The sequence below is a fragment of the Streptomyces sp. WI03-4A genome, from assembly GCF_033792105.1.
GTDB classification, from domain to species: Bacteria; Actinomycetota; Actinomycetes; order Streptomycetales; family Streptomycetaceae; genus Streptomyces; species Streptomyces collinus_A.
In genome coordinates this window covers 296,132-317,181 of sequence record NZ_JARAUO010000002.1, presented here as the reverse complement: position 1 = coordinate 317,181, position 21,050 = coordinate 296,132, and the positions used below count along the sequence as shown (strand labels likewise).

19 protein-coding genes and 1 pseudogene are annotated in these 21,050 nt (G+C 71.3%); 12 read left to right on the top strand and 8 right to left on the bottom strand.

The window, feature by feature from the left end; genetic code table 11:
• Window positions 1-57: 57 nt before the first annotated feature.
• Window positions 58-948 (bottom strand): annotated as a pseudogene (locus PV343_RS04475) (S41 family peptidase); the annotation flags it as partial.
• A 471-nt stretch (window positions 949-1,419) separates the two neighbouring features.
• Window positions 1,420-1,998, bottom strand: coding sequence for a TetR/AcrR family transcriptional regulator (locus tag PV343_RS04470; RefSeq protein ID WP_319145434.1), 579 nt, complete (start codon window positions 1,996-1,998; stop codon window positions 1,420-1,422).
• Between the two features lie 90 nt (window positions 1,999-2,088).
• Between PV343_RS04470 and PV343_RS04465 the strand changes: the two genes are divergently transcribed.
• Both PV343_RS04465 and PV343_RS04460 read left to right on the top strand, forming a co-directional pair.
• Window positions 2,089-2,535, top strand: a complete 447-nt coding sequence (locus PV343_RS04465) for a DUF1772 domain-containing protein (protein WP_319145433.1) — start codon at window positions 2,089-2,091, stop codon at window positions 2,533-2,535.
• Between the two features lie 51 nt (window positions 2,536-2,586).
• Entirely contained in the window at window positions 2,587-3,015 is a 429-nt protein-coding gene (locus PV343_RS04460; protein ID WP_319145432.1) for a DUF4267 domain-containing protein, read from the top strand.
• A 140-nt stretch (window positions 3,016-3,155) separates the two neighbouring features.
• On the opposite strand, the gene arr is transcribed toward PV343_RS04460, so the two are convergent.
• Together arr and wrbA are read right to left on the bottom strand one after the other, a co-directional pair.
• Window positions 3,156-3,566, bottom strand: a complete 411-nt coding sequence (gene arr, locus PV343_RS04455) for an NAD(+)--rifampin ADP-ribosyltransferase (RefSeq protein WP_319145431.1) — start codon at window positions 3,564-3,566, stop codon at window positions 3,156-3,158.
• Between the two features lie 285 nt (window positions 3,567-3,851).
• Entirely contained in the window at window positions 3,852-4,454 is a 603-nt protein-coding gene (gene wrbA, locus PV343_RS04450) for an NAD(P)H:quinone oxidoreductase (RefSeq protein WP_319145430.1), read from the bottom strand.
• A gap of 399 nt (window positions 4,455-4,853) precedes the next feature.
• Here wrbA and PV343_RS04445 point away from each other — a divergent pair, with 399 nt between their 5' ends.
• A complete protein-coding gene (locus PV343_RS04445) occupies window positions 4,854-5,171 on the top strand; it encodes a CU044_2847 family protein (RefSeq protein WP_319145429.1) in 318 nt (105 codons plus the stop codon).
• A gap of 163 nt (window positions 5,172-5,334) precedes the next feature.
• Here the strand turns inward: PV343_RS04445 and PV343_RS04440 are convergent, their stop codons facing one another.
• On the bottom strand, window positions 5,335-6,288 hold the full coding sequence (locus PV343_RS04440) for a LysR family transcriptional regulator (protein WP_319145428.1): 954 nt from the start codon (window positions 6,286-6,288) through the stop codon (window positions 5,335-5,337).
• 101 nt (window positions 6,289-6,389) lie between these two features.
• On the opposite strand from PV343_RS04440, the gene PV343_RS04435 reads away from it, so the two are divergent.
• A complete protein-coding gene (locus tag PV343_RS04435) occupies window positions 6,390-7,394 on the top strand; it encodes an NADP-dependent oxidoreductase (protein WP_319145427.1) in 1,005 nt (334 codons plus the stop codon).
• Window positions 7,395-7,523: 129 nt separating this feature from the next.
• Here PV343_RS04435 and PV343_RS04430 read toward each other — a convergent pair whose 3' ends face one another.
• Entirely contained in the window at window positions 7,524-8,825 is a 1,302-nt protein-coding gene (locus PV343_RS04430; RefSeq protein ID WP_319145426.1) for an MFS transporter, read from the bottom strand.
• Between the two features lie 337 nt (window positions 8,826-9,162).
• Here PV343_RS04430 and PV343_RS04425 point away from each other — a divergent pair, with 337 nt between their 5' ends.
• The 8 genes from PV343_RS04425 (at window position 9,163) to PV343_RS04390 (ending at window position 17,550) form a co-directional block, all read left to right on the top strand.
• The gene (locus PV343_RS04425) at window positions 9,163-10,074 is read left to right on the top strand and encodes a hypothetical protein (protein WP_319145425.1); all 912 of its coding nucleotides are present in this window, start codon (window positions 9,163-9,165) and stop codon (window positions 10,072-10,074) included.
• A 281-nt stretch (window positions 10,075-10,355) separates the two neighbouring features.
• Window positions 10,356-11,396, top strand: coding sequence for a radical SAM protein (locus PV343_RS04420; protein ID WP_319145424.1), 1,041 nt, complete (start codon window positions 10,356-10,358; stop codon window positions 11,394-11,396).
• 46 nt (window positions 11,397-11,442) lie between these two features.
• Entirely contained in the window at window positions 11,443-11,685 is a 243-nt protein-coding gene (locus tag PV343_RS04415) for a hypothetical protein (RefSeq protein ID WP_319145423.1), read from the top strand.
• 5 nt (window positions 11,686-11,690) lie between these two features.
• On the top strand, window positions 11,691-11,879 hold the full coding sequence (locus PV343_RS04410; protein ID WP_319145422.1) for a hypothetical protein: 189 nt from the start codon (window positions 11,691-11,693) through the stop codon (window positions 11,877-11,879).
• Window positions 11,880-11,963: 84 nt separating this feature from the next.
• Complete coding sequence (locus tag PV343_RS04405; RefSeq protein ID WP_319145421.1) at window positions 11,964-14,324, top strand: radical SAM protein; 2,361 nt, start codon at window positions 11,964-11,966, stop codon at window positions 14,322-14,324.
• 4 nt (window positions 14,325-14,328) lie between these two features.
• Entirely contained in the window at window positions 14,329-14,931 is a 603-nt protein-coding gene (locus tag PV343_RS04400) for a GNAT family N-acetyltransferase (protein WP_319145420.1), read from the top strand.
• Window positions 14,928-16,178 carry a cytochrome P450 gene (locus tag PV343_RS04395; protein WP_319145419.1) on the top strand — a complete coding sequence of 417 codons (1,251 nt, stop codon included), beginning with the start codon at window positions 14,928-14,930 and terminating at the stop codon, window positions 16,176-16,178. Before PV343_RS04400 ends, PV343_RS04395 begins: the two co-directional genes overlap by 4 nt.
• A 529-nt stretch (window positions 16,179-16,707) precedes the next feature.
• On the top strand, window positions 16,708-17,550 hold the full coding sequence (locus tag PV343_RS04390; protein WP_319145418.1) for an ANTAR domain-containing protein: 843 nt from the start codon (window positions 16,708-16,710) through the stop codon (window positions 17,548-17,550).
• Between the two features lie 232 nt (window positions 17,551-17,782).
• Here PV343_RS04390 and PV343_RS04385 read toward each other — a convergent pair whose 3' ends face one another.
• Window positions 17,783-20,239, bottom strand: coding sequence for an ABC transporter permease (locus PV343_RS04385; RefSeq protein ID WP_319145417.1), 2,457 nt, complete (start codon window positions 20,237-20,239; stop codon window positions 17,783-17,785).
• A complete protein-coding gene (locus tag PV343_RS04380; protein WP_319145416.1) occupies window positions 20,233-20,970 on the bottom strand; it encodes an ABC transporter ATP-binding protein in 738 nt (245 codons plus the stop codon). Before PV343_RS04380 ends, PV343_RS04385 begins: the two co-directional genes overlap by 7 nt.
• Window positions 20,971-21,050 lie beyond the last annotated feature (80 nt).

Below are 21,050 nucleotides of genomic sequence, written 5' to 3'. Positions count from 1 at the left end.
CATGAGGGCCTGGGTCAGGGTCTCGCCGGCGCTGTAGGTCTCGCCGCCGGTGAGCACTGCCAGGGGCCCGGTGTATCGGTGTCGCCCGGGGGCGGGGGTGACGCGGACCGGCTGCGGGCGGGTGAACCCTGTCGGATCGTGCGGGTTGTCGCGGGTGCGCTTGGCGTAAGCGAAACAGGGGTGGTCGGTGAGGCGTTCGGCGACCTGCAGTGCCAGCGCGTCGGAGCCGCCGCCGTTGATCCGCAGGTCCAGGATCAGGTGCTTCAGGTGGGGCGTGATGACCTCGGTCAGCGCGCCGTCCAGAACAGCGCTGTCGCGTGCGTAGGCGCGGCTCGCGCTGTCGTATCCGCCGAAGCCTGATATCCGCAGGTAGCCGGTGCCGTCGGTCAGCCGGGCGTAGCCGATGCGGCCGCCTGCGAAGCTTCGCGGCGCGGTACCGGCGAGGTCCTGCCGTTCGACGTAGTGCTGGGCCTTCTGGTCGAGTTCGGGGGAGGGGACCACGGTGCCGGGGCGGCCCTGGGCGAAGAACCCGGTGTCGCCGGCGTCGAGGAACACGTGTGCGTCGTGCAGCGGTCGCACCATCGCCCGCAGCAGCGCGAACAGTTCACCGTCCGGCATCCCGTCGTGGACCTTCGCCCGGTAGCGGTCCCGCACCGCGTGCCAGTCGAGGTGTTTGGCGGCGAAGAAGGGATAGTTCTCCTCGAACGTCTGCCAGAAGACGTCGAAGGCCGCCCGTGCGCCCGCCGGTTTCGCCTGCGTGCACCTGCCGGGCAGCGCGGGAAGACGGAGCAGCCGGCGGTCGCCGACGGAGCCGTCGGCATGCAGGCGTGCGCGGCCGCGTCCCTGGGCGCGTATCCGGTAGACGGTCTCGTCGTCGCCTGTGTAGAGCGCCGTGCCGTCGGCGCTGCGGCCGGTGAACTGCGCGCTGTCGCCGGGCAGACAGCTCACGGCGGTCGTCTGATATTCCCGGAGCTGCCCGTCATCCAGGGCCAGTACGGTGCCGTAACCGTCACTGCGCCATACACCGTCCACACCGTCGGCCGCACCGGACGCACCGGGTGCCCCGACGGCGGGACCCGCGGCCGCCGCCGGACCGGCCACCACTGCGAGCAGCACGGCAACCGCCCTACGCGTGCCCCGCGTTCGTCCTGCGAGCCTCTTGCCCGCCCCGCTTCGCCCGTCCCCCGTGCGCACGATGACCCTCCTCGTCAGCCTGTCCCGCTCCAGCCCTTCAAGGATCTTCAGTCAGGGCCGGGTGCGGTATCCGGCTGCCCGGCCCAACCGTGCGGGGGAAATCCCCACCTCGCACGCCGCCGAGGAGGGCTGAGGGCCGCCGTTCGGTTCCTGACATCTGATCAGGGGCGGCTCGGACCCCGTTCGGACCAGCCACCACAGCGCCGGGCGGCGGATCTCCCGCAGTCACAGACTCGCGAGCCGGTCCACCAGCAGTTCCACCCTCGACTCGGTGTACTCCGGCGGCAGTCGCCCCGACCGGGTCAGAGTCGCCACCCCGTGCAAGGACGCCCAGAACACCTCGGTGAACAGCCCGGGGTCGACGCCGTCCCCGGCGACCTCGCCCAGGCTTTCCAGCAGCGCGGCGAAAGCGTCCTTGAGAGGTTCGGGAGTGTCCTCCCGCGCGTACGCCAGACCGCCGTCGAGCTGGAAGATGGCGTCGTAGACCGCCGGGTTGCGTGCGGCGAAGTCGAGGTAGGCGTGGGCGAGGGCGGCGACCCGCGCGCGTGGGCTGTCCGCGGCGGCGGTCGCGGCCCGCACCGCCACGGCCATCTCGGTGGCGCCCTGGAGGGCGACGGCGCCGATGATCTCGCGCTTGCCGCGGAAATGGCTGTAGAGCACGGGTTGGCTGTATTCGATGCACTCGGCGAGGCGGCGGGTGGTGACCGCGTCCCAGCCCTGCTGCTCGGCGAGTTCGCGGGCTGTCGCCACGATGAGGCGCTCGCGCTCCGCCCGTTCGCGTTCCTTGCGTTCTTGTACCGACATGATTTGATTCTAGCACTGCTAGACAATCGAGCGGCAGTAGTACTAGCGTTGCCTCATCCGCTAGCAGCACTAGCCATCACGGGGGTCATCATGCTCAGCACGCTCGAGGTCGTCACCACCGTGACCGTCGGCCTGATGGTGGGGGTGGAGTTCTCCGTCCTCTTCGTCATCAACCCGATCCTCAACGCCCTCCCCGAGGACAGCGGCCAACTCGGCCACGCCCACGGGGGCCGGCTGCTCGGCGCCGTGATGCCGGTCTGGTACCTCGGTTCGCTCGTCCTCGTCGCGCTCTGGGCCGTCGCCGGACGGCACCACGACCACGTCGGCCTCGTCGTCACCGCCGCCGCGCTGCTGCTCCTCAGCGTGGTGATGTCGATCCTGCTGCTCGTCCCGATCAACAACCGCAACAAGACGTGGACCCCCGAGAACCGGCCCGAGGACTGGAAGCAGCAGCTGGACCGCTGGCAGCGCTGGCACTACGTCCGCGTCGCCGTCATCATCGCCGCCTTCGTCCTGCTGGTCACCACCCTCACCTGAGCCCACGGCTCACCAGCCCCGCTCACGAAGACTCGCAAGGAGAGGAGCACCATGCCGCTGAAGAAGATCAACACCTTGCTGACCGCCGCCTTCATCCTCTTCATCCTCTGGTTCGGGACGGAGTTCATCCTGAGCCCGGAGACGACGGCGCCGGGCTTCGGCCTGCCGAGCTGGCCGTCCGGCGACGGCGACGGGTTCCTGATCATCAAGGGAGTCCGCGACGTCGTTCTGGCCCTGGTCCTGGGCGTCCTGCTGCTGACGGGCCACCGGCGGGCACTGGGCTGGGTGTTGCTGGTGGAAGCCCTCGCCGCCTACGGCGACATGACCACAGTGCTGGCCCACCACGGCTCTGTCGCCACCGCGCTCGGTGTCCACGGCCTGACCGCGACACTGATGGTGGTCAACGGCCTGCTGATCATGCGCGAGACCCGCAAGGTGCCGTCCGCTCCGGCGACGCCCGCCCCGCCGCAGCCCGCCTGAACGCATCGGCCGAAGGTGGCCCGGACCCCGGCCGGGCCACCTTCGGGCGCGTGTCGCTCTTCGCGTGTCACCGCCTGCCGGGAAGGGCGGGGCAGCCGATCTTCCACCCCTGACGACCAGACGGCCATTCCCCGAAACCGTCAGTTGATGATTTCGGCGCGGTCATCCGCAAGGATCGCGGCCAGCCGGTCCCGCCACATCTGCAGGGCTTCGGGCGTCTGTCGCGTCCAGTCGGTGACCTCGCCAACGATCCGCAGCGGTTCCCTGCTGCGGTAGGAGCGAGTCGGATTGCCGGGGAACTTCTTGTCGGTGACGTTCGGGTCGTTCTCGAACTCCCCGGTCGGTTCGACGACGTAGACCCGCGGGACCCCGTCGCCGGCGGCGAGCTCCGCGGCGAGTCCCGCGCCGTCGCGCAAGGCGGTGAAGTAGATGTGGTTCATCACGATTTCGGGCCGATAGTTGGAACGGAAACCAGCGGTGAGGTGATCTCCGACCCGCAACTCGGCCTTTGTGCCGTGAAAGAACGGCCCCTCGTCCAATGGCTCATCCATCGCGACAGGCTATCAACCAGGCTGTCGCGACGGCGGGCGATCCAGGACGACTCAAGGACCGTACCGGAGCCGCACGGGCGGGCGTCGCGTGCCCGCTAAGGGGCCAGGCCGGCCAGGGAGCGGTCTCCCTCCCCGTCGTCGATCAGGTTCCGGATTGAGGTGGGCCAGGCGACAGGGCTGCTCAAAGGCATGTTGGCGCGCACCGACATGGACACCGGCACCGGCACCTGACGGTCGGGCCACCTCAGCATGGGTGGCCCTCGCTCTTCCTTCCCCAGGGGTGTTTCACCCGCGCAGTCGGTCGGCGACGTCGGCCAGGTGCCGACCCTGGTATCGCGCGGCCTCCAGCGTCGCCTCGTCCGGTCCTTCTCCGCCGCCGCTGGGCCAGCTCGTGCCGTAGGGGTTGCCGCCGGCCGCGTACACCAGCGGGTCCGTGTACCCGGGAGGCACGATGATGCAACCCCAGTGGTAGAAGACATTGTTCAGCGACAGCAGGGTGGACTCCTGACCGCCGTGGCGGTTCATCGCCGACGTGAAGCTGGTCGCCGGCTTGTTGTGGAAGACGCCCGCCTGCCACTGGCCGCCCGTGCGATCGATGAACTGCTTCAGCTGCGAGGCCACGTTGCCGAACCGGGTCGGCGTGCCGAAGGCGTAGGCGGTCGCCCACTCCAGGTCGTCCAGCGTCGCCTCCGCCACCTCGTGCTTGGTGGCGTCGACATGCGCGCGCCAGGCGGGATTGGCGTCGATGGCGGTGTCCGGCGCCAGCTCCTGCGCACGACGCAGCCGCACCTCCGCGTTGCGGCCGGCGGCGCCCTCAGCCACAGCCTCCGCCAGCTGGTGAACATTACCGGTGGCGCTGTAGTAGACCACGGCTACACGCACACTCATGAGCGAGCTCCCGACGTCGACGGCACGTGCGTCCCACTGTTCCTGCAATCCGGGGGCTCGAACGGCGACACACCAGACGCCTTCGGACACCTCATTCCAACGACGGACGCGCATCGGATCGAGCGCCGTACGAGCGGTGATCGTCCTCTCGAGCCCACGTGTGGGCCCATGCGGCACGGCCGCGCCGACATCGCATCCGCTTGCGCCAGGCGGGTGGGCGCGCCTCATGGCCGCGGCCACAGCGAAGTCCAGCCGGGCGGCCGGACGGCTGGTGGGCTGCACCCGGCCGATGTGGCGTCGTCTCCTGCGTATGGCTCACTCCGGGCTGCGGGATCGACCGCGCGGCCGGATGCTGGCCGGGATCCCTGACGAACGCCCTCGAGCAACGCAGGAGCCACCTTGACACCGCTGAACCGGATTCCGCTGGAGGGCGGAGGCTTCGTCCTGGTGGAGGCCTCGGCGGGGGTGGAGGGCCCGGTGAAGGCTGGGCGCTTCGGAGACGTCGTCCGGGAGGTGCCCGGCACCTTGCAGGATGCTCTGGAGCCGATCACGGAGGCGGCACAGGCGGCCCTCGACCAGCTCCGCAAGGCGCGGCCCGACGAGATCACGGTCGAGTTCGGCGTGGATCTGGCGGTCGAGGCCGGCGCGGTGATCACCAAGGGCAGGGCCGCCGGCCATCTGCAGGTGACGGTGTCGTGGAAGAACGGCGGTGGCTAGCGCCGGGCGAAGAGCCGATGGCAGCATGCGGTCGGATCCGCCCACCACGATGGGGACAGGCCACCCACGGGCCGGGGAGTGACCGCTGTGGGGCATGCCTCCTGTGGCGGTGCCGGCGAACCGCAGGGGGCGTCAGGGATGACATGCGTCCCAGCCGTGGACTTCATCCGGCTGAGAGGGACGCCGCCGGTGCGCGGGTGTGGGCGCGGAGCCGAGCAGAGTCCTGGGCGCTGGCGGCCCGCAGCTCCCGCACCAGAGCGCGTACGACGGCGGAGCCGGCAAGCTCCGGGGTGGTCACGTAGCCGATACGGCGCGTTGGGCGCTCCGGACCGAGATCGGTGATCTCGACCGAGTCCGGTGCTCCGACCAGGGAGAGCGCGGGCATGATCGCCATTCCGTGTCCCCCGCTCACAAGCGAGAGCACTGCTCCGTCGTCCTCGGCCTCGATCGTGGCCCTCGGGATCCAGTCCTGAGCGCCCCACCAGGCCCGGGTGTACGAGCCGCAGTTCTCGGCCCAGTCGACCAGGGGCAGCGAGCGTGGAGCGGGGTGTCCGGCCGGGTGCACCAGGAAATAGCTCTCCTCGAAGAGGCCGCTCGCCACCAGCCCCGTCGGCAGCCGTGCTCCCTCCAAGGTGGCGACGGCGAGATCCGACCGCCCGTCGGCCACCTCGCCCGCCGTGCCGCGCCCGACCTCGCGAACGATCCGTACCTGCGGCTCGATCTCGGGATACCGCGCGCGCAGCCGCTGCAGGACCGGCGGCATCAGGTGCAGCGCGGTGCTGCGGAAGGCCGCGATCCGCAGCGGGCCCTCCGGCTCCCGCGTCGCCTGTGACCGGGAGGCTTCCCGCGCCTCGGCGACGAGCACGTCCAGCAGCCGCAGGACACGGCGTGCATGCGCCACCGCCTTCTCTCCCGCCGGAGTGGGTGTCGCACCGCTGCGGCCGCGTTCGAACAGAACGGCGCCGATCTTGCGCTCGCTGCCGCGCACCGAGTGGGAGACCGCGGACTGCGTCAGGCCCAGTGCCTCGGCCCCGGCCGAGAAGCCGCCGGCGTCCGCAACCGCCACCAGGATGCGCAGTTCGCGCGGAGCGAGATCGGTGTCGGTCGTGCGGGCCACAGGGCGCTCACCTCAGGGTATGAGAACAATTCATGGAACGGCGCGTCACATGAGCCCAACCGCCTGCCCGAGGGTCCCATTCCCGTTCTACGGTCACCGTCATGTCCGAGAACGCGATCACCGTCCAGCAGACCGCCCGCCCCCACGGCTTCCCCACGCCCCAGGATTTCGTCTTCGTCGAGTCCGCGATTCCCGATCCTGCCGTCGGGACCGCGCTCGTGAAGAACCTCTTCTGGTCCGTCGACCCGTACCACCGCGAGATGATGGACGATGTGCCCGGCGGCTTCGCACTCCGCTCACCACTCGAGGGCCGGACTCTCGGGTGCGTCGTCGCCTCGCGGACGCCGGAGCTGACCGAGGGCGAGATCGTGTTCCACCGGCAGGGCTGGCGCACGCACTCCGTGGTCCGGCCCGAGGAGATCCGAAAACTCCCCCGCTTCGACGGGGTCCCCCTGACGGCTTACCTGAGCGTCCTCGGCGGCACCGGACTGACCGCCTACGTAGGCCTCACCCGCATCGCCCGACTCCGCGAGGGTGACGACCTCTTCGTCTCCGCCGCGGCGGGCGGCGTCGGCACCGCCACGGGTCGGTTCGCCCGGCTGCTGGGCGCCGGCCGACTCGTGGGCAGCGCGGGCTCGGCGGCCAAGGTCGACCACCTGACCCGGGACGTGGGCTACGACGCGGCGTTCGACTACCACGACGGCCCCGCCGCTGAACTGCTTGCCAAAGCCGCGCCGGACGGCGTCGACGTCTTCGTCGACAACGTCGGCGGTGAACAACTGGCCGCCGCGGTGGGCGCACTGCGCGAGTTCGGGCGCATCGTCCGGGTCGGCACGATCAGCCGCTACAACGCCCCGGACGCGCCCCCGCCGCACATCAATTACTCGGACATCGTGGAAAAGAGCCTCCGCATGGAGGGCTTTCTGGTCAGCAACTACCGTGATCTGCAGGACGAACTGTACGAGTTCGCGGTCCCTCATCTGCAGAGCGGCCGGCTGGCACTGGATGAGACGGTGGTGGACGGCTTCGAGCACATCGTGGACGCGTTCCTCGGCATGCTGCACGGCGAGAACACCGGCAAAATCATCGTGCGGGACCGCGCGTAGGCTCCGAGAAGTGGAGGGAAACGTGCGGCTCTGCCTGCTTGGTCTCCCTGTTCTGCATATCCTGCCCGCGCATCCGCACGCGAAGGGCCTGATGACGCAGAGAGAGGGTAATCGCGTAGGTTGCACAGATCAGGCAGGAGGCGCCTGCTCGTCCTCGGCCGACTGCGCAGCCCCTTCCGTGCCGGGGTCATCCGATCGTTCCGGCGACGGCATCCGGTAGAGCAGGGGAAGGCAGCCCAGGAGCAAGAGGCCTGCCGCGGCCCACGGGGCGCCGGGGCCCACGTGCCCCGCCAGGACGCCGCCCAGCGCTGCGCCTACGGGCATGGTCCCCCAGGCGGCGAGGCGGTATCCGCTGGTGACACGGCCCAGCATGTGCGGCGGAGCGAGCCGCTGCCGCAGCGAGACCGTGCAGACGTTCCACAGCACCACGGCGGCGCTGTTCACGGCCAGCATCACGGCCACCAGAGGCCACCAGGGCACCACCGCGACGACCAGGTAGCCGAGCGCGGACACGGTCAAGGACACCACCAGGCTCCGTGCGGTGCCCAGCCGCCGTGCCGTCCCGGGTGCCGCCCTGGCGCCGGCCAGGCTGCCGAGGGCCGCTGCCACCAGCATCAGGCCGTACCCCCAGGGCGGCAGGCCTAGCCTGCCCTCCACGTACACCACCAGCACCGCGTAGACCGCCTGCTGGCCTACGCCGAGCACCGCGACCACCAGCATCAGGCGGCGCAGGACCCGGTCCTGCGCGAGCAGCCGCAGACCGGACCAGGTGCCGCGCAGCAGGCCGGCGACACCACGCTCCGCCCGCGCGCCGCGTTCCCTCCACCCTGTCGGCGCGTGCGCGGTCAAGCCCCTGAGCAGCAGCGCCGATACGAGGAACGTCAGCGCGTCCACCGCGAACGGCCACGGCCGTCCGACCGCCCACAGCGCTGCCCCGAGCGGGGGCCCCAGGAAACCGGTCCCGGTGATCTGCGCGGCGATGATGTGGGCGTTCGCCCGCTCCAGCTCCTGGTCCGCGGCCAGTCGCGGCACCACCGCCTGGGCCGCGCTGTCGAAGAACACCTCGGCGATTCCGCACAGGAAGGCCGCCGACATCAGCAACGCGACAGGCATCCGTCCCGTGGCCACGCCCGCGCACAGCACGGTCAGCACGGCGCAGCGCGCCAGATCGGCGCCCACCAGGGAGCGGCGCGCCGGCATGCGGTCCACCAGGGTGCCGATGATCGGCGCCGGCAGCCAGGCCGCGCGGCCGGCGGCCGCGACCGCGGAGACCCAGAGCACATCGTGCGTGACGGTGGCCGCCAGCAGGGGCAGCGCGGCGAGCCGCGCGCCGTCCCCGACCGAACTGAGCGCGTTGGCGACGACCAGTCGGCCCAGCGGGGTCGCACGGCGAGGAAGGAAGGGGACGGCGGACCGGGAGCCGAAGTTCATGAGGTCCGCACGTTCCGCGTCGGCGGGGGAGGCAGGACTCGATGGCGGGTCGTTTCCCTCGTGATACACCACACCATGCCCCGGTACCCGGAGCCGGCTCCTCCGCACCCATGGGTGAACGGACTTTAATTCTTCTTTTCCGAGTCGCACGTGCATTGTGCACTACAACGACCGTGTGGTTGACATCCGTTGTGGCCCATGGCACGTTCGATGTAACGCAAGTGACCCCGAATAACGCTGAATTGACTGTTCGTCACGTCAATTCCGGCATGATTCGACCCTCTGACCGGGCTGTGATTCCGGTCCCTGAGGTCGGCTTCCGAGCAGGGACACCAGTATGCGAGAGCCCAGGATTGTGGCGCTGGCTCGGCATCCTGTTTTCGCCGATGCCGCCAATATCCTCAACCGGTTATACGAAACCTACGACTTCCTCCTCGAGTGCGTCGTCCCCGACATCCAGCCCGCCGCGTCGGACGGGCGCCGGATCGCACTCGGCACCGCCCTCGAACCCACCGTACGACATCGGCTCGACCGAGCCGTGCGAAGGATCCGTGACGTTCCGTCCTGCCGGGAGGAGTTGGCCGGCCTCCTGGGTGAACTGCGTGACAGGCGCGAGGTCACGCTCGCCGCGGAGGCGGAACGGGCCGGAACGCGGCGCGTGTTGGCCGCGAGTCGCGGACATGTGGACCTGCTCAGCCGCCCGGACACGCCGACGCGCACCCACCAGGACTTCACCGCGCTGTTCCGTGAACACCTCAGCGCCGGTGAAAGCGACGATCACCTCGCCCCGCTGACTCCGGACCAGGTCGCGGTCGCCCGGGACGCCGTGGACCTGATGACGGACACCGCGCCCGACCTGTGCGCGGGACTGTTCCGGCACGCCCGCTACCTCGTCGCTGTCGACGGCCCCGACGCCTTCGACAGTGCGTCCACCCGGGAGATCCCCGGCGCCGCGTTCGTCGCCCTGCGCTGCATGCGCACGCCCGAGCGGCTGGCCGAGGCCATGGTGCACGAGTTCGTGCACCTGCGCCTGTACGACCTGCAGATGACGCGGTCGGTCTTCGCTCCCGACTACGACACGCGCACGGCCCCCACGGTCGCACCCGAGTGGCACCGGGAATCGACGGTGTCCCGCTGGCCGGTCGCGACCGGGCACTCGCGGCCGCCCACGTCTACGTGCACCTGGCCGCCTGGTTCGAGGAACGTGCCCGCACCAGCCCGGACCCGCAACTCGAACGTTCCGCGCTGACGGCGGACTTCAGGGCATCGAGCCTGCTCGGCAAGGTGGCGCAGTCGGCGGACACGTGCCTCGGCCCGGCCGGCCGGGACTTCCTGGGCTGGCTGACGCAGGTGCACCAGGACAGAACGGCCCCGCGTCCGGCTACCGGCGTGCCGGTGGCCTCGTAACCCCGCCGCGACGACAGCGGACGAAGACTTCGCGGCCGTACCGTGCCCCGACGCGCCCAGCGCCCCGCCGTTTCCCTTCGGCGCGAGGCGCGTCCGCCCCCGTGCCGATCAGGACGGAGACCCATGGAACTCGTGCTCCACCAGCCACTCAAGAGCTGGCTGCAAGTCACCCAGTCGTGCAACCTGAAGTGCCGTCAGTGCTACGGCGACTGCTCCTCCCGGCCGCGGGACGGCGAACTCAGCCGCGACGAATACGCCGCGCTCATCAGGGAGATGGCCGACTCCGGGCTCATCGAGGTCTTCGTCGAGGGCGGGGAGCCGCTCAACCGCCCCGACGTCCTGGAGGTGTTGAGCGAGCTGACCCCGCACGTCATGACCCGCGTCCGCACCAACGCCACCCTGCTGACCCCCGAGGTCGCCCGGCGGCTGAAGGAGATCGGTGTCGGCGAGGTGTACGTGGACGTCATGGGGGCGACGGCCGTCACCCACGACTGGCACGTCGGCGTCGACGGCAGCTTCGCCCGGACCATCGACGGACTGAAGAACGCCCAGGCCGCCGGGCTGCCCGTGGTCCTCCTGGTCATCATGACCCGGCGCAACGTCGGCGAACTGCAGCAGGTGCTCGACATGGCCGCCGAACTCGGCGTGCCACGGGTCGGCGTACTGCGGCTCTACCCATTGGGACGGGCTCGCACCCAATGGAAGGAACTGGCGCTGCGCCTGCCCGATCAGATGGCCGCGCTGGACGCGCTGAGCGTTCCCGCGTCGGTGCACCTGATGACCTCCTGGCATCCCAAGGACGGCAACTGCTGCTGGCAGAACGCCGGCGTCGACGCCACCGGCCGCTCCGTCGGCTGTGCCTACCTGCGGGACTACGCCGACTACGGCAACGTCCGTGAAGTGAGCTTCCTGGAGACCTGGAACAACCCGGTCTACGTGAGCAACCGCTCCGGACACGTCGACGGCGGCTGCGGCGACTGCGAGGAGACCCAGGGCTCCTCGGGAGGTTGCAGGTCCACGGCGTTCGCCTTCACCGGCCGCTGGGACGCCCCCGACCCCTTCTGCTCCGAGACCGACGGAGGCATCGATGTCTCACAGCTCCCCGACGACCTTGAGGAACGACGCGTCCGTCCTGCCGTACCGGCGACGAGCCGACTGCTTTGAGCAGAGTTCCTCAGCCCGGTTCCGCCCGATCCCGGAGTGGAACTGCATGCTCGCCTACACCCCGCACAAGCCCGCCATCCACTACCTCAACCCGGTGGCCTGGGTGGTGACCGAACTGTGCGACGGATCGTCCGGATCACAGATCTACGCCTCGTTCGAGCAGCTCAACAAGGGCCGGATCGGTGAAACGGAACTCAAGGAGGCGTTCGAGTCGGCCATGGCCCAGCTCGTCGACGGCGGGCTGGTGACCGCCGAGGCAGCCGACTCGGCCCTGACGGGAAGGAGGTGACAGTCATGACCAGGAAGAAGACGGACCTCGAGCAGCTCATGGCCGCGGCCAGCGCGACCGGTGAGGGCCCGGCGGTGGAGGTGGTGCAGCCCGAAGTACGCACGGGCGCGCAGTACGCCCTGCTGCCGTCCATGAAGGCCAAGCGGCCGGAGACGTCCGCGGCGACGCCGCAGACGGGGGCGGAAGGCGAGTAACGACGTCGCCTGCCGACGTCGTGCCGGCCGGCATCCGGGCACGCTCCCGGATGCCGGCCGGTCCCGAAGACCGATGGGGAGAAGATGGGCAAGAAGACCGTCCTGGTGAACCCACCCCTGTGGAACGCGTACGCGCCGCACCTGGCGGTGCCCCTGCTCCTCGGTGACCTGCGGGCCCGCGGGTACGAGGCCGCCGCCTACGACCTGAGCATCGAGTGCGTCGACTGGATGCTGTCCGAGGCCGCCCTCACGCGGCTGCGCGACAAGGCGCACCGGCGTCGGGCGGTCGGCCTGCGCGACGAATGGGCGCGCCGGCGCGCCCTGCTGGTCGCCCCTGCCGCGATCGCCGGGGTCGAAGAGGCCAAGGCGCGGCTGAAGTCAATGCCGACCCTGCACGAACCGGACGCCTTCCACCGGGCCCGGCGCACCCTGCGCGACGCGCTGTGGCTGATCTCCGGCGCCTTTCCCGACTGCGAGTTCGACCTGGTGTCCAACACCTGTGCGTACTCGGCCGAATCGACGGCGCAGGTGCTCGCGGCGACGGAGGACCCGGACGGCAACCCCTACCGCTGGGCCTTCGACCACATGCTCGACCGTGACCGCTTCCTCGATGCGCAGGTCGGTGTCGTCGGGCTGAGCATGTCCGCCGACACCCAGTTGATCGCCGGCGTCACGTTCCTGCGGATGCTGCGGGAGTTCCGGCCGGACGTGCACGTCGTGCTCGGCGGCAACTACGCGACCCGGCTGGTGGACCGCTGGCAGCGCCGCCACCCGCTGTTCGACCACGTCGACACGGTCGTGACGGGCGAGGGCGAGGGAGCACTCGCCGCCGTCGTGGACGCGTTGGACGCGCCCGCCGAGGGCGAGGGAGACTTCCGCGAGAAGATCCCCGGCGCCGTCTGGGACGACCACGGCATCCTGCTGCGGACCCCGCGGCAGAGCGCCGACATCACCACCGCGGCCACGCCCGCCTACGCCGACCTGCCCCTGGACAAATACCTCGCGCCCGGCCCGATCCTGCCCGTCTACGCCTCCCGCAGCTGCCCTTGGGACTGCGCGTTCTGCTCGATCCCCTTCGCCAGCAACTCCTTCCGGCAGCGTCCCGCGGAAGCGGTGGTGGACGAGATCGGCCGGCTGCGCAGGGACGTCGGGTCCCCGTACTTCATGTTCGTCGACGAGATCATGAGCCTGCGCACGCTGCGCCACGTCGCCGAGGCACTGGTGCGGACGTCGGCCGGCGTGCGCTGGTACGGCGAGACCCGGTTCGCACGCGGCCTCGACGGGGAACTGGCCGAACTGCTGCACGCCTCCGGGTGCCGCCGGATGAACTTCGGCCTGGAGTCGGCCAGTCAACGCGTCCTCGACCTCATGCGCAAAGGCACCAGGATCGACGACGCCTGCGCGAACATCGAGGCCATGCTCTCCGCGGGCGTGCCCCTGCACCTGTTCGTCATCCACGGTTTCCCCGGAGAGACCGAGCAGGAAGCGGCGCGGACCGTGGCGTTCGCGGAGGCGGTACGGCGTCTGTCCGTGCACACGTACGGAGTCGCGCACACCACGTGGGGCGGCTCGCCGTTCGTGCTCGACGTGCACTCGCCGGTCGGCACGCGGCCCGATGCCTTCGACGTCCGCATCGAGCCCCCGGCGCCCGGGGACGACCTGAGCCTGCGGCGCGACTACACGGTCGGCTCGGGCATGTCCCAGCGGGACAGCGTGCGGATCGCCGAGACGGCGGCGGAGTCCGTCAGCGACACGAACGTCTGGTTCCGGGCCGCCCGCGACCCGCTGGCCCGGGAGATCGAGGAATTCACGTTCCTGCGGGCCTGTGCGGGGGCGCCGCTGCCCGAGACCCCCGACGTGCCGCTGTTCGACTGGCCGCCGCCGGATCCCGAGGCCCGGCTCCGCCTCGACCCGGACGTGACGTACAGCCGGGTTCCCTGGCCGGCCACCGAGACGGAGACCGGCCCCGCGACCGCGCTCTACCACCCGCGGCACGACCGGTTCCTGCAGCTCAACGCGCGGGACGCGGACTGGCGGGAGCTCGACGGCTCGATGTGGCGCGACCTGGAGACCTGGCTGGACGCACACGAGTGCCGCTACCTGGGCGCCGGCCCCGCCGCCACCGCGGCGCTGCTCGTACGGCACGGATTCCTGGTGCCCTCGCGGCGACGGGCCGGACCGGTCCCCGGCCGGCTCCGGCCCGAGATCGGCATCGCGGTGGAGAGCCGCGACGGCGTCCACTGCCTCACCAACCCGGTCACCGGAGTGACGGTCCGGCTGCGCGGCTCGGCCGTCGGGACGTGGGAGCGATGGACGAACGGCGAGGAGCCCCAGTCGGACCCGGCCGGCACCGACGCCCTGGTGCGGTTCGGGTTCCTGTACCGCGGCCCGGCCGACCACCGGACCTCGCGGCCGGCGTACGTGCGACAAGGCCAGGTGGTGTGAGCCGATGGAACCCAGCACGACGCGTATCCCGGGCGGGCCCGCCGTCCGGCCACTGCGCCCCGAGGACGAGCCCGCCGTCTCCCGGCTGCTGACGGACTGCGGCGACTACTTCGTCGCCGCCACCGGCTCGACCGCTCTGCCGGCGGATGTGCAGAGCCTGTACTACTCCCTGCCGGACGGTGCGGACTTCGCCGGCAAACATCTCCTGGTGCTGGAGCACGAAGACCGCCCAGTGGGTCTCGTCGACGCCGTGGAGGGCCACCCGGAGCCCGCCACCTGTTCGGTGGGGCTGTTCCTGGTCGGGCCACACGCCCGAGGGACGGGGCTCGGCCTCCGGGCGGCGCGGTACCTGCTCCGGGAGGCCGCAGGCCGGGGGACGCGACGTGTCACGGCCACCTGTCCGGAGGGCTGGACCACGGGCATCGCCTTCCTGCGGCGCCTCGACTTCGACGTGCGCCCGCCCGCACCCGAACCGTCCGCCACGGTCGGCAACCGGCTGCGCCGCCCCCAGGAGCGGCGCCTGTGCACCGCCGTGCGGACCCTCACCGAGGAGGACGCCGACGGTGCCGCCGCAGCCCCCGGCCGCGCCTGGGGCGGCACGCCATGACGGCCGCACCGCCGCTTCTCGAGGCCGGCCCCGGCGGCGTCGAGAAGGATTTGGCCGCAGCACACGCCCTGGTCAGCGCCTTCGACACGGACCAGGGCGGACCGGGGGCCGCTGATCCACACACGGAGTTCGCCGCCCTGCGCCGGACCGGCGCGGTGCACCGGTCGACCCTGGAACGGGTCTTCACCGGGGAGGACCTCCCCGGCACCACCGGCACACCGGTGTGGCACGTGGTGTCCTTCGCCGCTGCCGACCGGGTCCTGCGCGACGAGCACACCTTCTCGTCCTCCGCCTACGCCGACAGCATGGGCCAAGTGGTCGGCCGGTCCTTCCTCGAGATGGACGGCGGCGAGCACCGGGCCTGGCGCACCGTCCTGAATCGAGGCTTCCACCGGCAAGCGGCCGCCGGGTGGCAGACGCGGCTGCGCGCGGACGTCCAGTCCCGGCTGACGGCGATGGCCGGCCGCGGGGGAGGGGACCTGGTGGGCGAGCTCGCGTTCCCGGTCGCGCTGACGACCATCGCGGGCATCATCGGGTTCCCGCCCGGAACACGGATCGGCACCCTGTACACCTGGGCGGTCGGCCTGCTCGACGACACCGACGGCAAGATCGCCACCGCGGTGACGGAGTGGCTCGGCACGCCGTCGGCGTGGTCCGCGGACAGCGTTGTGGGGCGACTGCTGCGCTGCGAGGACCCAGCCATCGGCTCGCACCCAGCCGCCCTCCTGCCCGCGGTCCGCCTGCTGCTCTCCACCGGCACGGAACCCCCGTTCCGCGCCCTCGCCACCCTGATGTACGCGGTCCTGCACGATCCGACGGTCCTGGAGGCCGTCCGCGTGAACGCGTCCCTCACCCCGGCCCTGGTTCAGGAGTGCTGGCGATGGGAGTGCCCGCTGACCTGGGTCCTGCGACGCTGCACGGCTGACACGGAACTGTGCGGCGTGCGGCTGCGCGCGGGCGATTCAGTCTGCGTCAACCTGGCGTCGGCCAACCGGGACGAGAGCCGTTGGGCCGCCGCGGACCGCTTCGACCCCCATCGCCGGCCCCTGCCGCACCTGGCCGTGGGATCAGGCCCGCACCTCTGCCTGGGCCGGCACCTCGCCGCGCTCGAGGCCGAGGAGATCCTCGCCGGACTGCTCCGCGTGGCCGAGCCCACGCCGACGCGGCCGTCCGGCCCCGCTCTGGACACCGATGGCGTGAGCGGACGCGGCTTCCGGTCACCGCGACGGCTCACTCTGCGGTTCTGAACCCCGCCCCCGGCGGGGCCGCCGGCCCGCGCTTGGCGGCCGACCGTTCCGGTCGGCGCCGGCGGGGGAGCGGAGGGGCTGGCCTGGGGCGGTTCTTCAGCGAGCACGGCTGGGATCTCCTCCCTCCTGTCGGCCAGTTCGAGCAGAAACGCCTCACTGCTGAACGACTCTGAGGCGGGCTCGGTCGAGCAGAGCGACCCCGGCACGGTTCGAGTCGACTGCGGCGACACGGGTCTGGACGCCGATCTGGTGGTGGCGGCCGACGGCATCGGCAGCAAAGTTGTCCTTGACGGTGGCCGTGGGCAGGACGTCCAGGTAGGTGCTGATCTTGTTCCGGGCGTCGTTCCGCGTTCTTGCGGCACCGACCGCTCCGGGTACACGAGTGATGAGGCCGTCTGGCGGGCGTGAGGTCGCGTGTGCTTAGAGTGGGGTGGGTGCTTCGGCCAGCAGGCACTGCAGTGCTTCCGCTCGTGCGCGGACGCGGCAGCGTGCCGGCGTACGGGTGTTTCCAGTTGAGGGAGGCCCGTCAGTGACCGAACAAACCCGAGCACCGGCCACGCCGACTGCCGTGGGACGCCCGGGAGACCGACAGGCCGCGGGGCCGGTCATCGATGAGCGCAATCGCCGGTTGGCTCACGCGGGTGTCGCCCGCGCCGAGAACCTGCTTGTCAAGCATTACAACCTGTCCTCGCAGCGGCAGGCGTTCGACCTTCTCCGCGACGCCTCCCAGGAGTTCAACATCAAGCTGCATACGCTGGCCGATGTCGCCGCGCAGCTCCCCGCCCCTGAACTGGACGCCTCGGGCTGGATGCCCAGCCGTCCGCAGGGCGCCGCACCGCCGGTGCCCGCCCTACGAGCTGTCGGAGCCAGGCTCGACAGTCCGGGCGCCATCCTCACCGCTGCCCTGCGCCGAACGCTCGGGGTGACCGGTGCTCGGATGGGCAATGTGCAGTTGGTGGAGAACGGCATGCTGCGGATGGCCAAGCACGTTGGGGTGAACCGCCGTTTCAGCGACTACTTCGCCTTCGTCGAAGCCTCGACCACCTCGTGCGCTCAGGCGGCGCTGGACCGCCGGCAGGTGACCGTCAAGGATGTCGCCTCGTCCGGCACGTTCGACGACGGGTCCCGGCAGGCGATCCTGCAGACAGGCAGCCGGGCCTGTCACAGCGTTCCCCTGCTCCGCCCGAACGGCACCGTGATCGGGATGATCTCCTCCCATCACGGACACCCGTTGCGCGACCTGGCCCCCGCCCAACTGACGGGGTTGCAGGAACTCGGCATTCAGGTCGGCAGGTGGTTGTCGTGGTACCGCAACACCGCGGTCGTCACCGCCCTCAACCACCTCCACACCCGCGCGGTCGGCCACTCCTGATCGGGCTCCACAGCCTCGACCGGCCCCTCCCCGATGGGAGCCCCGATTACTTTGGCCCGACCACGAAGAGGCCAGGTTCCCCCGCTCCGCCGCTTCGAGGTCCGAAGAGAGGAGCGTTCCGTGTCCGGCACCGAGCAAGCCTCCGGCGCGGCGGAATCCCTGGCCGGCGCGTCGCTCGGCACCCGTCGGCTGGGGGCCGGGGCGCGGCCCTGGGCGGTCAGCCCGCCAACGGTCACTCGCGTACGCCCGCCAACTCCACGGCGCTGCGGCGCAGGGAGAGGGCGGCCGGGGCGACCGCCGAGATCACGGCGAGCACCGCGCAGGCGCTCAGGGCCACCGCGAGCGTCGCCCACGGGATCTCGATGGACGTCCACACCGAGAGCACGCCCAGCGCGCTCCACATACCCAGCAGGTCGAGCCCGGCGACCAGCGCTCCCAGCAGCCCACCGACCATGACCACCAGCAGCGCCTCGGCGCCCACCAGCCGCAGCACCTGTCGTCCAGTGGCGCCGGCGAGCCGCAGCACAGCCAGCTCGCGGACCCGGTCGGACGTCGCCATGACCATCGTGTTGGCCAGCGAGACGGCCGTGTAGAGGAAGGCGATCCCGAGGACCAGGAAGAAGCCCATCCGGGTCGTCCGGTCGGTCGGGGGGTACGCCGCCCGCACCCAGGCGTCCCTGGTGAGAACCTCCCCGCCCGACGCGCGCACCGCCCGACGCAGACCCGCGGCCACCATGCGCGCGTCGGCACCGTCCGCGAGGCGTACGTCAACCCGGTCGACGGGCGCCGCGGGGGCGTTGCGCGGAGTGACGTAGACGCCGTTGTCGCCGGTACCGATGGTCATGACCGCGGCGATCCGCAGGGACTTCCTCGTGCCGTCACCGAGCCACACGTCCACTCGCTCGCCCACGATGGGCTTCTCCCACTCCGCGTTGACGATGATCGAGTCGTCGTCCAGGTCGCTCACCTTCCCCGCCGCGAGCGGGAGACGGGCCGTCGCCGCGAGCGCTTCCGGCTCGACGGCCCTGGCATCGGACCTGACGAGCGCCACGCCGTCCTCCAGGACGTACACGGCGCTCGACGAGCTCGCGGAGACCTCGGCGCCGGACACGCCCCGAAGCCGCCGCAGCGTCGCCTCGTCGAAGCCGGCGTCGCCCACCGGAGTGACCACGAACTCGGCGGCCGTCCGCATGCGCAGCTCGGTGGCCTGCGCCTTGTCGAGCGTGGCGGTGGCACCCAGCAACGAGCCCGCCAGCGCGACCGTGACCAGCACGGGCGCCGCGACGGCGGCGGTGCGGCGCACCCCGGCGGCGGCGTTCTCCCGCACCAGCATCCCGCCCGCGCCGGGTAGTCGGGCCGGCAACCAGGCGACCAGCCGGACCAGTGGTCGCACCAGCACCGGAGCGAGCAACGCGACCGCGGTGATCAGCAGCATCGGCCGGCTCACATAGGTCTTGCGATGCAGCAGGTCGCCCGGATCCCTCACCAGGGCCACGGCCAGCGTCACCGCCGCGGTGATCAGGAGGGCCGCGCCCAGCAGCCGGCGGCCCCGTGTCATCGCCCGGACGTCCACGGACGCCTCGCGCAGCGCCTCGGCCGGATCGGTGCGCCCCGCCCGCCAGGACGCGGCCACCACGCCGCACAAGGCCACGAGCAGGCCCGTCCAGAACGCCATGAGGTAGGGCCAGGTATGGTCGCCGATGGTGAACCAGCGGGGCGCGAGGCTCTCGTCGACCGCCCACTCGGCGAGCCTGGGAGCCCCGTAGGAACCGAGCACACAGCCGGTGGCCGAGGCGAGTACGCCGACCACCAGCGCCTCGTGGACGACCATGCGGCGGATCTGTCCCGGCGTCGCCCCGGCGATGCGCAGCAGCCCGAACTCGCGGCGCCGCTGGGCCACCGTGAACGCGAAGGTCGAGGCCACCACGAACACCGACACGAACCCGCTCACGCCGCCGGCCGTGCCGAACATGGAGTTCATCGCGGTGAGGGCTTCGCTGTCCCGGTCGGGGTCGGCGTCGGCGTACCGGCGCGCGTCCCCGGTGAGGACCCGCACGCCCTGGCTGCCTCGTACCGCCTCGCGCACGGCCGCGGCGTCGGCGTCGATGACGAACTGCATTCCGCGCGGCGACAGTTCGGCGGCCCGGGCGTCGGTGTAGAACACGGCGTGCTCGAAGCCGAGCCCGACCACGGTGCCGACGACGCGCACGACCCCGCCGTCGGTACGCACCCGGGTGCCCGGACGGGCCCAGTCACCGCTGACGACGACCTCGTCCGCGGCCCTGGGCACGCGTCCCGCGTCTAGCTCGTACGGAGCGAAGGCCGCGGTCGACCAGGGGTGGCCCACCAGATCGGCGGGGCCGCCCTCGGCCCGCACGGCGAACGAGCGGTCCTCGACGACGGCCCCGAGGCGCCGCAGCTTCGCGACGACGTCGTCGGGCACGGGACGCGGCTGAGCGAGCTTCTGGGCGCGGTCGCCGATCGCGGTCGGCACCTCGAGGGTGTCCTGGCCCTTGACCACCACCGGCGCGGCGGCGAACCGCTCGGGCTGCCGGTCAGGTGCGTCCAGCGAGGACGCCAGGGCCAGCCCCATGACGGCGATCAGCGCCACGCCCAGGGAGAGGGCGACAAAACTGCCGAGGAAGGTGACCCAGCGGGTGCGCACGGTGCGCAGCGTGGTGCTCAGCACGGCGCCGCCTCCAGCTTGGTCAGGCGCGCCGCGATGTCCTCGGCCGAGGCGCCGGTCAACTCGCCGTCGACACGGCCGTCGACGAGCAGGACGACGCGATCCGCGAAGGAGGCGGCGACGGGGTCGTGGGTGACCATGATGATCGTCTGGTCGTCCCGGTCGACCATGCCGCGCAGCAGCGTCAGCACCTCGCGGCCGGTCTGCGAGTCGAGCGCGCCGGTCGGCTCGTCGCCGAACAGCACTTCGGGACGGGTGATCAGCGCGCGGGCCAGGGCGACCCGCTGCTGCTGGCCGCCGGACAGCTCCGTCGGCCGGTGCCGCGCCCGGTCGCCGAGGCCGACCTGTTCGAGCACCTGGCGCACCTGTGCCTTCTTCGGGCGGCGGCCGGCCAGCCGCAGTGGCAGGGCCACGTTCTGCTCGGCGGTCAGCGAGGGCAGCAGGTTGAACGCCTGGAACACGAAGCCGATGCGTTTGCGGCGTAGCAGGGTCAGCTTGGTCTCGCTCATCGTGGTCAGCTCCGTGTCGCCCACGGTGACCGAGCCCGACGTAGGCCGGTCAAGGCCCGCGGCGCACTGCAACAGGGTCGACTTGCCGGACCCGGACGGCCCCATCACGGCCGTGAAGGTGCCCCTCGGGAAGGCGAGCGACACCTCGTCGAGGGCGGTGACGGACGTACCGCCCGAGCCGTACCGCCGGGTCACGGAGCGCAGCCGGATCGCGTCGTTGGTCATGAGTCCCCCACCAGCACCTTCTCCTAGGCTCGTTGATGCCTCCACTCCATCCCGGAATCCCCTCGTGACGCAGTACGGCC

Bases quoted from the DNA above. Each gene is read 5' to 3' on its own strand.
- PV343_RS04470 (WP_319145434.1), bottom strand. From the start codon at position 1,998: ATGTCGGTACAAGAACGCAAGGAACGCGAACGGGCGGAGCGCGAGCGC.
- PV343_RS04465 (WP_319145433.1), top strand. From the start codon at position 2,089: ATGCTCAGCACGCTCGAGGTCGTCACCACCGTGACCGTCGGCCTGATG.
- PV343_RS04460 (WP_319145432.1), top strand. From the start codon at position 2,587: ATGCCGCTGAAGAAGATCAACACCTTGCTGACCGCCGCCTTCATCCTC.
- arr (WP_319145431.1), bottom strand. From the start codon at position 3,566: ATGGATGAGCCATTGGACGAGGGGCCGTTCTTTCACGGCACAAAGGCC.
- wrbA (WP_319145430.1), bottom strand. From the start codon at position 4,454: ATGAGTGTGCGTGTAGCCGTGGTCTACTACAGCGCCACCGGTAATGTT.
- PV343_RS04435 (WP_319145427.1), top strand. From the start codon at position 6,390: ATGTCCGAGAACGCGATCACCGTCCAGCAGACCGCCCGCCCCCACGGC.
- PV343_RS04430 (WP_319145426.1), bottom strand. From the start codon at position 8,825: ATGAACTTCGGCTCCCGGTCCGCCGTCCCCTTCCTTCCTCGCCGTGCG.
- PV343_RS04425 (WP_319145425.1), top strand. From the start codon at position 9,163: ATGCGAGAGCCCAGGATTGTGGCGCTGGCTCGGCATCCTGTTTTCGCC.
- PV343_RS04420 (WP_319145424.1), top strand. From the start codon at position 10,356: ATGGAACTCGTGCTCCACCAGCCACTCAAGAGCTGGCTGCAAGTCACC.
- PV343_RS04415 (WP_319145423.1), top strand. From the start codon at position 11,443: ATGCTCGCCTACACCCCGCACAAGCCCGCCATCCACTACCTCAACCCG.
- PV343_RS04410 (WP_319145422.1), top strand. From the start codon at position 11,691: ATGACCAGGAAGAAGACGGACCTCGAGCAGCTCATGGCCGCGGCCAGC.
- PV343_RS04405 (WP_319145421.1), top strand. From the start codon at position 11,964: ATGGGCAAGAAGACCGTCCTGGTGAACCCACCCCTGTGGAACGCGTAC.
- PV343_RS04400 (WP_319145420.1), top strand. From the start codon at position 14,329: ATGGAACCCAGCACGACGCGTATCCCGGGCGGGCCCGCCGTCCGGCCA.
- PV343_RS04395 (WP_319145419.1), top strand. From the start codon at position 14,928: ATGACGGCCGCACCGCCGCTTCTCGAGGCCGGCCCCGGCGGCGTCGAG.
- PV343_RS04380 (WP_319145416.1), bottom strand. From the start codon at position 20,970: ATGACCAACGACGCGATCCGGCTGCGCTCCGTGACCCGGCGGTACGGC.